This is a genomic window from Providencia sp. Je.9.19, from assembly GCF_051129765.1.
Taxonomy (GTDB): Bacteria; Pseudomonadota; Gammaproteobacteria; order Enterobacterales; family Enterobacteriaceae; genus Providencia.
In genome coordinates, this window is sequence record NZ_JBCPSS010000001.1 from 545,156 (window position 1) to 559,156 (window position 14,001).

Sequence of the window (14,001 nt, forward strand, 5' to 3'; positions counted from 1 at the left end):
TCTGCTATTGAATTGTTAGTTTATGCTACTATAATTGCTCTCTTTCAGGTTGCTACTGATGTGGCAACAAAAATTTATTAATTTGCCGGAGTTCAGGCATGTCGAGTCGTATTCTCGCTGTCGATACAGCAACAGAAGCATGTTCAGTCGCACTTTTGTGTGATGGTGAAATTATTTCACGTTTTGCTATTTCTCCTCGTGAACATACCCAAAAAATACTGCCAATGGTGGCAGAGGTATTAGCACAAGCTGAAATGAAGTTAAATCAATTGGATGCGTTAGCTTTTGGTCGCGGTCCTGGGAGCTTTACTGGCGTAAGAATTGGTGTTGGTATTGCACAAGGGCTCGCATTGGGGGCTGACTTACCGATGATTGGGGTTTCATCTTTAATGACCCTAGCACAAGGCGCTTTTCGTGTAAGTGGACATTCTAATGTGTTAACCGCCATTGATGCACGTATGTCAGAAATTTATTGCGCACAATATCAGCGTACAGCAGACGGTTTTTGGCAGGGTGAAGAAACTGAAGCAGTTCTTATCCCTGATGACTTTAAAGTTAAGTTTGCTCAGTTAACAGGGCAATGGGGTCATGCAGGTACAGGTTGGGAAGCTTATCCACAGTTACTCGTTGATAACTCACAAATTACTGATAGCAATGTCTCCTTACCTGATGCACAAGATATGTTACCAATCGCTGCGCAACTATGGTTAGCAGGTGCTGTTATCGCGGTTGAGGATGTCGAACCAACTTACTTACGTAACGAAATTACGTGGAAGAAATTGCCTGGACGAGAGTAATGTTTATCTCGTTTGCCTAATTTGAGTTGTAGTTGATGGAACTACAACTTTTGGGTTGAGCTTATAATTAAATACATAAAGTTATATGACTAATTTGCTCTTCTTTTAATTATTCAAATCACTTTTTATTTAGTTGTTAATTAATACATCTTATTAATTAAGATGCGGAGTCATTGTAAAGTAAATCAATACGCCGATAAATAGGCATTAATTGAGTTGAGATAATCTTTAGCGAAAATGAATGATAACGTGATGAATCATTTGTTAATCTACTCCAATTAAGAATAAAAGCATTTAAAGTAGAGAATAGGAATAAATTTACTTTATTCCTCAGCTGTGATTAAACTAGTAGCGTATTAATTTAACATATAATGTTATGGAATTTTAATTTCGTGTTATTATTATAGATAGCAATTTATAATACAGCTAATCGGAGGTGGTGAATGAAAAAACAATTAAACTACCGCTCTGCGCTTAAAGGCATTTTAATTGCAGGCGCATTAGCATTAACGGGTTGTGTATCGATACCTGCGTCTATCCAAGGAACGGTACCGAATCCGACAGATAATTTAACTTCAGTCCAAAACGCACCAGAGATGTACATTGGTCAGGAAGCGCGCTTTGGCGGCAAAGTGCTCTCAGTTTATAATGAGCCAGCCAGAACGCGATTAGAAATCGCTGTGATGACACTGAATAAGTATGATGGCTCTCCTGAGCTAAATTCAGCTTCAGTAGGGCGTATTTACGCTTACCTTAATGGTTTCCTTGAACCAAATGATTTTAATAACCGTTATGTGACTGTAGTGGGTAAAATCACTGGAGAACAACAAGGTAAAGTCGGCCAAGTTCCATATAAATATGTGACGATGAATGCGACAGGTTTCCAACGCTGGAATATTGCGCAAAGTGTCATGTTACCGCCGTCAGGTCCTTGGGGTTATGGATATTACGGTGACCCGTACTATTATAATCATCCATGGGGTTGGGGTTATGGCTATCCAGGTGGTCCCGCACAGGTGCAAACCTACTTAACCGAATGATTGAATATTAATTTTAATCATATTGGCTGATATCAAAGAAACCTCATGTAATTGCATGGGGTTTCTTACTTTTGTCTTATGGAATGTTAATGATGATGAGTAGCAGACTGATATCATCGTTAATTTAGTCATGAAATGAAACTTCCTCACGACATAACAAGGAAGTAATAGTATCATTACCAGTCATTCGTCTTTTTATTTTATTCGGAATTTTCATTGTGACCTCATTTGCTGAACTTAACGCACTTCCTGCGGAACAACTTTCAAACCTTAATGAACTCGGTTATCTCACTATGACCCCAGTTCAAGCTGCGGCTTTGCCCGCTATTCTTGCAGGAAAAGATGTTCGTGCTCAAGCAAAAACCGGTAGTGGGAAAACTGCTGCTTTTGGTTTGGGTCTGTTGCAGCGCATTGATGCTAAGCAATTTAATACCCAATCGCTAGTGTTGTGCCCAACTCGTGAACTTGCCGATCAGGTTGCCAATGAATTACGCCGTTTAGCGCGTTACATTCCGAATATTAAAATTTTGACTCTTTGCGGTGGCGTTCCATTCAGTATTCAACGAGACTCTTTAAGTCATGCAGCCCATATTATTGTTGCAACACCAGGTCGTTTACTTGACCATCTAAAAAGACAAACTGTTAATTTGGATGATCTGCAAACTTTAGTACTAGATGAAGCTGACCGTATGTTAGATATGGGTTTCTTTGATGCTATTGACGAGGTGATTGCAAATGCACCGGCTGAGCGTCAAACTTTACTATTTTCTGCCACATGGCCTGAGGCCATTACAGCGATCAGCCAGCGTATTCAACATGACCCATTAACTATTGAGATTAACTCAGTAGATGAGTTACCTGCGGTTGAACAGCAATTTTATGAAGTATCACGCAATGGTAAAATAGATTTACTACAAAAATTATTGAGCCGTGATCAACCCGCATCTTGTGTCGTGTTCTGTAATACTAAAAAAGATTGCCAAGAAGTATTCGATGCATTGAATGATAGCCATCAAAGCGTACTTGCACTACATGGTGATATGGAACAGCGCGATCGTGACCAAACATTAGTACGTTTTGCTAATGGTAGCAGCCGTGTGCTAGTGGCTACAGATGTTGCTTCACGTGGGCTTGATATTAAAGCATTAGAAATGGTGATTAACTACGAACTGTCATGGGATCCTGAAGTTCATGTTCACCGTATTGGTCGTACTGCTCGTGCTGGTGAAAGTGGTTTAGCAATTAGCCTTTGTGCTCCGGGTGAAGCTCAACGTGCAAATGTGTTAGAAGAAATGCTAAATATGAAACTTAACTGGCTGCCAGTGCCAACAGGCTTACAGATTACACCACTGGAAGCGACGATGGCGACTCTGTGCATTGATGGTGGTAAGAAAGCTAAAATGCGTGCAGGTGACATTTTAGGTGCACTGACAGGTGATGTAGGCCTAGATGGAGCCGATATTGGTAAAATTGTTTTACACCCAATGCATGCTTATGTCGCAGTAAAACAATCTGTGGCGGCAAGTGCATGGAAAAAACTACAGCAAGGCAAAATTAAAGGCAAAACAGTAAAAGCGAGATTGCTTAAGTAGCCATACCTTAGTGCGGTGAACAAATAATAAGGCCCTCAATATGAGGGCTTTATTGAAAAAAGTGTCCAGTACTCAGTATGATTTTTAATTAAAGTTATAAACATATTATAAAATCAATTGATTATTTATAATGTGTTGGTCGTATGTTTAAGTTGTCACTTATTCCGCTAATGCTAAAGGTGATTGGCAAGTATACTAAAAAATATAATAGTTAATTTAGATTCTAATATCATTAAAAGTCTGGTTTAGACTAACCCTGCGTAATAGAAATTCATATAAAAGTCTATTTATATGTATTTTATATAATTGATTTCCTTGCCCCTTATTAACTAGACAGATGATTTAGTCTGAGTTTGATAGCATAATGTGTTAAATGAAAAAATACCCGATGAGCGATAACGGGTATTTTTATTAGGAGGTTGTTAATCTATATTAAAAGTCAAAATACATTATAAAGCCATATTAATTAACAATAAAAAAAGCGAAGCGATTTAGAATTTCACCTAAGAAAATCACTACACAGGCTAAAGTAATTATTGGAATACTCGTTTTGAACGGTGATACTTGTTTTTTCCAAATACTGAAACCCAAAAGCAAAATACCAATAATACCCCAAGACCATGCAGAAACTCTTAATAGAAAAGTACTTGCATAAGCGGTCGTAGGCGATTCAGGGAAGGTAATTGAATTACTAGAAATAACAGCATGAGACAGCCATTCTAAATAAAATGGCTGTACTGCCATACGTATAACAATAGCAATAAATACTAAGGAAAGGGCGCTTATTACCATTTTATTGGCTAATTCTAAACTCACTAATGTCTTGGTACGACAAGCAGTTAAGCCAAGTGTAATTGCAGCACCCGCCGTAAATACCGAACCAAAGAACATAAAATAGGTATTAGCATGCATCCAAGTCATCATCGACGTATTGAAATACAGTGACGCCATACAAAAAACATCAATTAATCCCAACAAACCTATAAAAGCGAGGATGCTTTTGTTCATTTTTCCTTTAATCAAAACAATTAAGGTATAAAGACACAAAGCTCCTAGATAAAGTGCAGCAAATACAATTTCACGACTTAGCCAAGATGAAGATATATGACGCAAGGCATGAAATGCATTCCATGGATATCCCATATGCATTGTTGATGCTAATAAACCTAAACAACCGAGTATTGCACTGATGAGTAAAACTGGCTTCATAGCAGCAGTTGCTTTTTGATTACCAGTTTCTTTTTCAATCCAACAAAAATAAAGTGCGGTGAAAATAACAACACCCACAGAGCTTTGTACCAATAAGGTAAAGGCGACTAACGGCCATTCACTCATAACTAATTACCTCCTTTATCTATTGCACCCTTATGGGGTTTGATCACTAAGTTTGGTCGAGTGATTGCACTATCGGGCAATCCTTGAACTTGGCTTAAATGGCCATATTTTTCACGTAGTTCTTTAATAGTGCCGAATTTAATGGCATTGAGAGGGCAAGTATCTACACAAATTGGATTTTTACCTTCTGCGAGTAAATCAACACAGAAATCACATTTAGACATTTGCCCAGTTTGCTCATTTAATTGCGGAGCGCCATAAGGGCACGACCATGAACAATATCCGCAACCGACACATTTACTGGTATCGACTCTTACAATGCCGTCGCCTTCTCGTTTGTGCATAGCAGTGGTTGGGCAATTTTTCACACAAATAGGGTCGTCACAGTGATTACATGAAATGGTCAAGGTGTATGAAAAAACATTATTTTCATAGCCACCTTGGCCATTAGGTGCAAAACCACCACCTTGAACCTCATAAATACGACGGAAACGTCGACCAACTTCGAGGTTATTTTTATCCTTACACGCAACTTGGCAAGCTTTACAGCCTGAACAACGGGATGAGTCGATAAAGAAGCCTAATTGCTCATCACTTACTGAGGCATACTGTTTGAAATCACTCATGCTTTGGTTACCTCAACTAAAACGGTTAAATGTGAATTACCATGAGCAAGAGGTGTCATTCGTGTTGATGTTAGCACGTTAGGGCAACCACCATGATCCACTCCATCTTTATCAGGATTCCACCAAGCACCAGCTTGCATACCCACAACGCCAGGAATAATACGTTCAGTGACTAATGCAGGAATTTGAGAAATACCTCGGTCGTTAAAAATGCGGATCATTTCACCTGTTTTGATGTTGCGTTGCTGCGCATCTATTGGGTTTATCCATAGTTCTTGTCGTTGAACTTCTTGCAATATTGGGTTGGAATATTGAGTTGAATTAGCACGGTTTTTACCTTTCCACGTCAACATCTGTAGTGGATAGGTAGCTGTCAGCTTATCTTCCGGCCCTTCGATGGCTGGAACATAGTTAGATAATGCTGGAATATCGGGATTATTCATGTCATACAGGCGCTTTGAAAAAATTTCAATTTTGCCTGATGGAGTTGGAAATGGATTTTTCTCAAGATCTTTAATATTGTCTTCAAATGCGACAAAACCAATATCTTTGAATAAATAGCGACGAGATTTTAGTAGCTCATCAAAGGTCGGAAAATCAGGTTTATCTGGGAATCGAGCTTTATTCATTCCAACAAGATATTCAATCCATTGTTTTTCAGTTCTATTTTCAGTAAATGCTTCTTTTACACCAAGCTTTTCTGCTACATCTGTTATCCAGTCGTAATCAGAGCGACGTTCAAAATCAGGTTCAATCACTTTTTCAGACAAAATAAAGTAGCTACCAGTACCCCAAGTATCACCAATATTCCATCTTTCCATGAAGCTGGTTTCTGGCAATACCAAATCCGCATATTTTGCAGAAGGGGAAAGATATAAATCACTAGAGACAATAAATTCAACTTTTGACTCATCTGCTAATAATTTTGCTGCTGCATTAACATCTGGGTTTTGGTTAACCAGATAATTACCCGCCAGTGAGAATATCATTTTGATATTGCTATCGAGTTTATCAACACCCAATAAACCATCTTCAGGGCGAACTTGGCTTGCATCTTCAACAGCTTGCATCCAGTTCATAATTGAAATTTGGGCTTTAACTGGATTTTCACCAATATCAGGGCCGTGCATCGATTGGCGATTACCAATACCACCATAGCCTGCGGCCCAAGCACCACGTTTACCTACATTACCTGTAATAGCTGCTAACAGTGTGGTTCCTCGGGCACTACGTTCACCACATATATGACGTTGTGGCCCCCAACCTTGAATTAGTGCCGCAGGTTTTGTCATCGCATATTCACGCGCTAATTGGCGAATAGTATTTGCGGGTACTTTAGTGATTTTTTCAGCCCATTCAGGCGTTTTCGTTATACCATCTTTTTGTCCCATTAAATAAGCGACTAATGACTCATTTGCGGGAACACCTTCTGGCATATGCTGCTCATCAAAACCAACCACATATTTGTCAATAAACGGTTTGTCATGCAGGTTTTCACTAACTATCACATACATCATTGAATCGAGTAGCGCATTATCGGTTGTCGGTAATAATGGGATCCACTGATCAGCTAAAGATTGTGCAGTATCCGAATAGCGTGGGTCGACAACAATAAATTTAGTTCCCTTATTTTTCATTTTTTGAAAATAATGGTTGGTATGTCCAAAAACAGTCTCATTAGGATTATGACCCCAGAGGATCACTAATGGAGTGTTCTCTAAGGTATCAAGAGAGCTTCCTGTTTTGGCTAAGCCATAAGTAAAGGGAGTGACTTTGACAGTGTTGCCTAAGCTAACGGAGTGGTAGTAGGGTAGAAAACCACCAGTCAGATTGAATAATTTTTTCATCATGGTATCACCGGAGAAAATCCCACCAGTTACCGCGGTATTTACCGTTAAGAAACGGCTCGCTGCACCATGTTTTTCGGTTAAACGAGTAATGTTTTCGGCAATTAATGTAGTCGCTTCATCCCATGATATCCGCTCAAATTTACCTTCACCACGTTTACCCACTCGTTTCATCGGGTATTTTAGACGTTCTGCATCATATACAAATTTGCGATACCCGCGACCGCGCACGCAGGCACGCATGATTGGCATAGTTTCATCCAAAGCATCATCTGGTCGAGTAGTAATGCGTGTGACAACACCATCTTTGACATGTGCCCGAATATCACATTTGCCACCACAGTCAAATGTACTACAAGTGGATACAATTTCAGTGCCATCATTTAATACGTTGGCAATGGGGATATTAGCGGGTTGAGATTTAACATTGCTTGAAATAAACGGCAAGCTAACTAATGCCGCACTGGCTTGCACAAAATGACGTCGGCTTAGTGGTAGCCCTTTTTCATTGTACAAATTCTGTTTTATTATTTTAGTAGACATAGGATTCTCATTTAACGACCTTAACTAATGAAGATCATAGGGAGAGAATGGATTATTCTTATTGATTAATATCAACACTACTTTAGTGGTATTTATTTGTATTGAATATATGAGTGAGAATGATTTTGTTTGCCACATTATCGTGTTAAATCAACTCTAGTTAGCATTTAGTTGCCTCAAAAGTTAAAAAAAACGATTACCATAGTTATTATATGGATATAGGAATGGGTTAAAAACAGTAGGATTGACTACTATGCAATCAATTTATATTGGTTAAGTGAATTATAACGCTAATTTGATTAAGTAATCAGGGATTACACTTTTTAAAATTAGGGCTGATACGTGTATAATTGTCAGAAAATATTTAGACTAACTTTTAATAAATGATATCTAACAAAAGTAAGGCGGTGTGATCCGCCTTATTTTATTTCGATGGAATGGTATTTATTTAGTGATAGACCTCTCAACCTTGACACAGGGTATTTTTCAAACTGGTACGCTGAGTTAATAATTTGTTAAAAGATATGTTGAGCATCTTAAGTTCACTAAATTCAGGAGCAATATTTTGGAAAAAATCTGGCTGAAAAATTATCCTGCTGATGTGCCGGAAGAAATCAATCCTGATCGCTTCGCTTCATTGGCTGAATTACTTGAAAATGCGGTTTCTCAGTATGCAGACCAGCCTGCGTTCATTAATATGGGCGCAGTAATGACATACCGTAAGCTAGAAGAGCGAAGCCGCGCATTTGCAGCTTACTTACAAAATGGATTAGGTCTTAAAAAAGGTGACCGCGTCGCACTGATGATGCCAAACTTATTACAATATCCAATAGCGCTGTTTGGCGTATTGCGTGCGGGAATGGTTGTGGTAAATGTTAATCCTCTATATACCCCAAGAGAATTAGAGCATCAGCTTAATGATAGTGGTGCAACGGCCATCGTCATTGTGTCTAATTTCGCCCATACGCTTGAAAAAATTGTTTTTAACACCAAAGTTAAGCACGTTATTTTAACTCGAATGGGTGACCAACTGTCACGTCCCAAAGCGACGATTGTTGATTTTATCGTTAAATATGTAAAACGATTAGTCCCTAAATATAATTTACCGGATGCTATCTCATTTCGTCGCGCTATGCATTTTGGCTATCGAATGCAATATATTAAGCCGAATATTACAGGGGGAGATTTAGCCTTCCTACAATATACGGGTGGTACAACAGGCGTAGCAAAAGGGGCGATGCTAACGCATCGGAATATGCTTGCTAATCTGGAACAAGCAAGAGCCGCTTATGGCCCTGTGTTAAAATTTGGCGCTGAGTATGTTGTTACAGCACTACCGCTTTATCACGTTTTTGCACTCATGGTTAACTGTTTACTTTTCATTAGTGTGGGGGGCGTTAATCTGTTGATTACTAATCCTCGAGACGTGCCTGATACGGTTAAACAGTTAGCTAAATTTCCATTTACTTCAATAACTGGTGTGAATACATTATTTAATGCATGGCTGCATAATGAAGAGTTTCGTCAACTTAACTTTTCGAAACTCAGATTATCGGTGGGTGGTGGAATGCCGGTACAAAAGGCCGTTGCTCAAAAATGGAAAGAGTTGACTGGTAAGCATTTACTTGAAGGTTACGGGTTGACCGAATGTGCGCCATTAGTCACCGGAAATCCATATAATCTGACTGAATATAGTGGTAGTATCGGCATACCTGTTCCATCAACAGATGTTAAATTTCTTGATGATGATGGTCATGAAGTGGCTCTTGGGCAACCTGGAGAAATGTGGGTGAAAGGCCCGCAAGTCATGAAAGGCTATTGGAATCGTCCAGATTCTACTGCTGAAGCCATTGTTGACGGTTGGTTGGCGACTGGGGATATCGCTGAAATTGATGATGAAGGTTACATTCGCATTGTTGATCGTAAAAAAGATATGATTATTGTTTCAGGATTTAATGTTTACCCTAACGAAATAGAAGAAGTACTTTCTTCCCATCCTGATGTTATTGAGTGTGCTGCGATAGGTATACCAAGTGAAAGTACGGGAGAGGCGGTAAAAGTATTTATCGTCACCAAAAATAAAAATTTAACTGCTGATGAACTAAAAACGTTCAGTCGTCGTTCATTAACTGCTTATAAAGTGCCTAAAGTGTTTGAATTTCGTGAAGAGTTACCGAAATCCAATGTGGGTAAAATTTTACGCAAAGAATTGCGTGATGAAGAAAAATTGCAAAGAGACAAATCGCCAGTATGACTGTAATTTAACACCATACATTAGTATATGTAACGCCGGTTTTTACCGGCGTTACTGTGATGAAATTTTTGTTTTGATAAATATACAAAAAAGAGAAACTTGTTTTGAATTATCGTTTAGTCACCACAGATAGTGAATTAGTACATGTATGCCAAGAGGCCAGTGATGCGCCTTGGCTAGCCTTGGATACCGAATTTGTTCGCACAAGAACCTTTTACCCTCAGTTGGGTTTACTACAGATGTATGATGGAAAACAGGTTTCATTGATTGATCCTTTATCAATAACTGATTTCAGTCCTTTCAAAGCGCTATTAACCAATAAAGAACAGCTCAAGTTTCTTCATGCGGGTAGTGAAGATCTTGAAGTCTTTTTTCATGATTTTGGTTGTGCACCGGATCCTATGATTGATACCCAAATTGTCGCTGCGTTTCTGGGTTATCCTATTTCATGTGGTTTTGCTTCTTTAGTCGCGGAACATATCGGCATTGAACTTGATAAAAGCGAATCTCGCACGGATTGGTTGGCTCGCCCATTAAGTGAAAAACAGTGTGATTATGCAACGGCTGATGTGCTGTATTTGTTGCCTTTAGCTGAAATATTGATGAAAAAAGTGACCGAAGCGGGTTATTTAGACGATGCATTAGATGAATGTCAAAGAGTAGTTGCTCGTCGTCAAAAAACAGTTGAACCAGAAAAAGCGTATTTAAATATTACCAACGCTTGGCAGCTGCGAAACGAACAGTTGGCCTGCCTACAATTACTCGCACAGTGGCGATTAGAACAAGCTAAAGCGCGTGATATGGCGATTAACTTTGTGGTCAAAGAAGAGCACTTATGGAAAGTAGCTCGTTTCCTACCAAGTTCGTTAGGTGAGTTGGATGCATTAGGTTTAACGGGGCAGGAAATCCGTTGTCATGGTAAGCGTTTACTAAGCTTGGTTGAGAAAGCGAAACAATTAGATGCAAGCGAGTATCCGGCTCCTGTTGCTAACATTATTGAACAAAGCCAATATAAAAGCCTATTCAAAGAGATAAAATCTGTAGTAAAAGATATTGCTGAGCATGAAAGTTTTAACGCAGAATTACTTGCATCTAGGCGACAAATTAATCAATTACTATCAGTTCATTGGGGATTGAAAGAAATGACGACCCCACCGGAATTGTTAGATGGTTGGCGTGGTAAGTTACTTGCAGAACCAATTTCAGCGTTACTTAAAAACGCGTAATGATAATAAGGCACAAAAAAATAAATTTTGTGCCTTATTGATTATCCTTCCATTATTTGCTGTTATTCATTTTTTTATTTATATAAATAACTCATATATTAATATTTCCATGTAAAACATAAATGACATAAATAGTGTCAACGGTATTTTATGGGTTAATTTAATTGCAAGGCAATTTTTTATTATAAACACTCCTAAAAATAATAAAATAATATCAGTTAAGTTTAAGTAAACTAGTAATTAATAGTATTTAATAAAACAAGGTTAATAGTTAACGTGCTAAAAAGAAAGACTAAATTTTCATAGTTAATGAAATGATTTAAATTCGAATTATAAATCTCTTATTTGTAAATAAAAACCATTCTCATATACTGAGTTTCGTTGTTAACCGAATAGTTAATGAAAATTAGCTAACGGTTATTAACTAAAACACTATTCTTTATTAATTCATAAAGAAATAAATGGAAATTTAACTTCAATATATAAGGATTTTATTATGAATAAATTATCTTTAATTACTTTAACTTTATCGTTAGTCGCAACCTCATCTTTTTCATTAGCAGAAACAGTATCACAACAAAGTCAAAGTTATATTGATGAAGCAACAAATATCATTGTTGATAAAACACAGTCAACAATGGGGCCTCATGGCGGTTCCATCGGTGATCCCGGTATTGGTTCTCGTAGCATGAAAAACGGAATGACAATTTCATTTTCAGGGCTAAAAGGCATGGTTACCAATAAGCCTGATAATGTCTATGTATTAGAGAGTAGTGGCGGCCCGCATGGCGGCAGCATGGGTAAGTTCCAATTTAGCCAAGTGGCAGATGCAGAAGTGTATTATGGTGACTGGTCTCAAACCGGTGTAGCAGGCGATACTATGCATACTTCTTATTTCTCAGGCAAAGATGGCAGTACTGAAGTGCCAACAAGTGGTCAAGCAACTTACACGATTGAAGGTATTAATCAATTTGATGGTGAAGCAAAGTTAATCGGCAAGTTTGACGCTGACTTTGGCGCTAAGGATTACACAGGCTCATTACTCGGTGAATCTTTAAATATTGCATTTAAGGGTGACATTCATGACGGAGGAACCTTCTCCGGTGAGGCATTGGCTAATGATTCGATTAAGGGGGTGAACTCAGGTCAGTTCTTTGGTGATAATGCAGAACAGTTAGCCGGTATTGCGACATTTGAAAATAATAATTCATTAGATACGGCATTTGGTGGTAGTAAAGATTAGTTATAGCTTAATAAAATAATATCTATTAATGAGTAGGTGAAATGATATTTCACCTACTTTTTTATTACTATTAAAAAATAGTGGCTACCAATGAAAAATTTAAATAAATTATTAATTAATGTAATTTTTATTATTGTGTTAATTTCTTTTTCCTCACTTATCAAAGGAGATATGTTATTAGATGAAAAAATGACTAGCATTTTAAACACTAAGGGTAACGGAATTAATGAACAGCTAATCATTAATGAAAAAAATACAAATAAAAATATCGACGAACTTGGATTTATTCTTTATGATTTAGTTAGAAAGAAAAGGTTTGAAGAAATTGATAGTATTCTCGCCCAGTACATTCAAGATAAAAAACATGATGACAATTTAGTAACATATATATCGGCAGAAAAAGCCATAGTAAAACAAGATTATAATCAGGCGATTAAGTTATATGAGAAAATGTTAAACCAACAACCTAATATAATTTTAATCGAATTGAAATTGGCGAATAGCTACACTAAAGATAAGCTTTATGAACGATCATTAAAATCTTATATAGAAATTAAGAAAAAATATAAAAACAAGTTATTAAAAGAACATATAACTCTTATAGATAGCCAAATAATAACAATTAAAAAAATAAATTCATGGCAAGGCCGTATTAGAGTTGGTTCAAGTTATAATTCAAATTTAAACGAAGCAGAAGGTCAAAGTAAAAGTTATTGTCAGGTTTACTGTATGCAGGGGGCTGAGGTTATCGCTGGCACCAAATGGAATTATTATGCAGAGTTATCTAAACGGTTTCCGGTTTTGGGTAATCACTCGGCATATATGACCATGGGTGTATTAGGCGTTGAGCCAATGAAAGCGATATCAAAGCCTGAGATAAAAACTTTTATTTATGGTGGATATCAATTTGAAAAAGCAAATAGAAAAATACGCTTACTACCTGTAGTCGATACTAAATGGGTAGATAATCAATATCGAAATCACAGTTTAGGCGCTAAAGTTAGTAGTGAATATTATTTAAACGATAATGTGATATTTTTAGCTGATATAGAACTGAAAAATAAGCAATACCATGCTGACTATGAATTCAATAATGGGATGAGAATTAATTATTCATTAACAGCTGCTTACATTATTAACCCCAATACGATGGTATTTATTCGTGGTCATGGAATAAATAGAAATAAACAATCAGCTAGCGATAGTTATCAGCAATATGGTATGAAACTAGGACTATTAAAAATAGTAGAACCGTTGGAAGTACTCAGTGCAATAGGTTATAAAAATACTCAATTTAAACAGTTTGATTATCATTTAGACACGAAAAGAAAAGATAATAACTGGTATATGAATACGGCTATTTCATTACCGAATAAAAAAATACTCACATTTCATCCGTCTATTTATTTTAATTATCAATTAAATAGTAGTACTGCTGATGTTATTTACTCTTTTAAGCAAAGTGAAATCGGAATCAACTTTATTAAGACTTTTTAGT

Annotated in this window: 10 protein-coding genes; 7 read left to right on the top strand and 3 right to left on the bottom strand. The window is 37.3% G+C overall.

Annotation, left to right across the window (positions count from 1 at the left end; genetic code table 11):
* Positions 1 to 98: 98 nt before the first annotated feature.
* The 3 genes from tsaB (at position 99) to dbpA (ending at position 3,429) form a co-directional block, all read left to right on the top strand.
* Positions 99 to 797 carry a tRNA (adenosine(37)-N6)-threonylcarbamoyltransferase complex dimerization subunit type 1 TsaB gene (gene tsaB, locus AAZR93_RS02660; RefSeq protein WP_294103873.1) on the top strand — a complete coding sequence of 233 codons (699 nt, stop codon included), beginning with the start codon at positions 99 to 101 and terminating at the stop codon, positions 795 to 797.
* A 443-nt stretch (positions 798 to 1,240) separates the two neighbouring features.
* Positions 1,241 to 1,837 carry a Slp family lipoprotein gene (locus AAZR93_RS02665; RefSeq protein ID WP_336428997.1) on the top strand — a complete coding sequence of 199 codons (597 nt, stop codon included), beginning with the start codon at positions 1,241 to 1,243 and terminating at the stop codon, positions 1,835 to 1,837.
* Between the two features lie 218 nt (positions 1,838 to 2,055).
* Positions 2,056 to 3,429 carry an ATP-dependent RNA helicase DbpA gene (gene dbpA, locus AAZR93_RS02670; protein WP_434718891.1) on the top strand — a complete coding sequence of 458 codons (1,374 nt, stop codon included), beginning with the start codon at positions 2,056 to 2,058 and terminating at the stop codon, positions 3,427 to 3,429.
* A gap of 462 nt (positions 3,430 to 3,891) precedes the next feature.
* On the opposite strand, the gene AAZR93_RS02675 is transcribed toward dbpA, so the two are convergent.
* From AAZR93_RS02675 to AAZR93_RS02685, 3 genes are read right to left on the bottom strand one after another with little or no spacing between them, the layout of a single operon-like run.
* Positions 3,892 to 4,764 (bottom strand): dimethyl sulfoxide reductase anchor subunit family protein, encoded by an 873-nt coding sequence (locus AAZR93_RS02675; RefSeq protein WP_294103481.1) that lies wholly within the window; start codon positions 4,762 to 4,764, stop codon positions 3,892 to 3,894.
* Between the two features lie 2 nt (positions 4,765 to 4,766).
* Entirely contained in the window at positions 4,767 to 5,390 is a 624-nt protein-coding gene (locus AAZR93_RS02680; RefSeq protein ID WP_294350756.1) for a DMSO/selenate family reductase complex B subunit, read from the bottom strand.
* Entirely contained in the window at positions 5,387 to 7,780 is a 2,394-nt protein-coding gene (locus tag AAZR93_RS02685) for a DMSO/selenate family reductase complex A subunit (RefSeq protein WP_434718892.1), read from the bottom strand. The genes AAZR93_RS02680 and AAZR93_RS02685 overlap by 4 nt, the downstream gene beginning before the upstream one ends.
* A 565-nt stretch (positions 7,781 to 8,345) precedes the next feature.
* Between AAZR93_RS02685 and fadD the strand changes: the two genes are divergently transcribed.
* The 4 genes from fadD to AAZR93_RS02705 all read left to right on the top strand — a co-directional run bounded on the left by fadD (position 8,346) and on the right by AAZR93_RS02705 (position 14,000).
* A complete protein-coding gene (gene fadD, locus AAZR93_RS02690) occupies positions 8,346 to 10,034 on the top strand; it encodes a long-chain-fatty-acid--CoA ligase FadD (RefSeq protein ID WP_336429003.1) in 1,689 nt (562 codons plus the stop codon).
* A 104-nt stretch (positions 10,035 to 10,138) separates the two neighbouring features.
* Complete coding sequence (gene rnd / locus AAZR93_RS02695; RefSeq protein WP_434718893.1) at positions 10,139 to 11,260, top strand: ribonuclease D; 1,122 nt, start codon at positions 10,139 to 10,141, stop codon at positions 11,258 to 11,260.
* 496 nt (positions 11,261 to 11,756) lie between these two features.
* Positions 11,757 to 12,503 (top strand): Slam-dependent surface lipoprotein, encoded by a 747-nt coding sequence (locus AAZR93_RS02700; RefSeq protein WP_434718894.1) that lies wholly within the window; start codon positions 11,757 to 11,759, stop codon positions 12,501 to 12,503.
* 90 nt (positions 12,504 to 12,593) lie between these two features.
* On the top strand, positions 12,594 to 14,000 hold the full coding sequence (locus tag AAZR93_RS02705; RefSeq protein ID WP_434718895.1) for a surface lipoprotein assembly modifier: 1,407 nt from the start codon (positions 12,594 to 12,596) through the stop codon (positions 13,998 to 14,000).
* Position 14,001: the final 1 nt, after the last annotated feature.

Coding starts and splice junctions, on each gene's coding strand:
- tsaB (WP_294103873.1), top strand. CDS start 99: ATGTCGAGTCGTATTCTCGCTGTCGATACAGCAACAGAAGCATGTTCA.
- AAZR93_RS02685 (WP_434718892.1), bottom strand. CDS start 7,780: ATGTCTACTAAAATAATAAAACAGAATTTGTACAATGAAAAAGGGCTA.
- AAZR93_RS02680 (WP_294350756.1), bottom strand. CDS start 5,390: ATGAGTGATTTCAAACAGTATGCCTCAGTAAGTGATGAGCAATTAGGC.
- AAZR93_RS02705 (WP_434718895.1), top strand. CDS start 12,594: ATGAAAAATTTAAATAAATTATTAATTAATGTAATTTTTATTATTGTG.
- AAZR93_RS02700 (WP_434718894.1), top strand. CDS start 11,757: ATGAATAAATTATCTTTAATTACTTTAACTTTATCGTTAGTCGCAACC.
- AAZR93_RS02665 (WP_336428997.1), top strand. CDS start 1,241: ATGAAAAAACAATTAAACTACCGCTCTGCGCTTAAAGGCATTTTAATT.
- AAZR93_RS02675 (WP_294103481.1), bottom strand. CDS start 4,764: ATGAGTGAATGGCCGTTAGTCGCCTTTACCTTATTGGTACAAAGCTCT.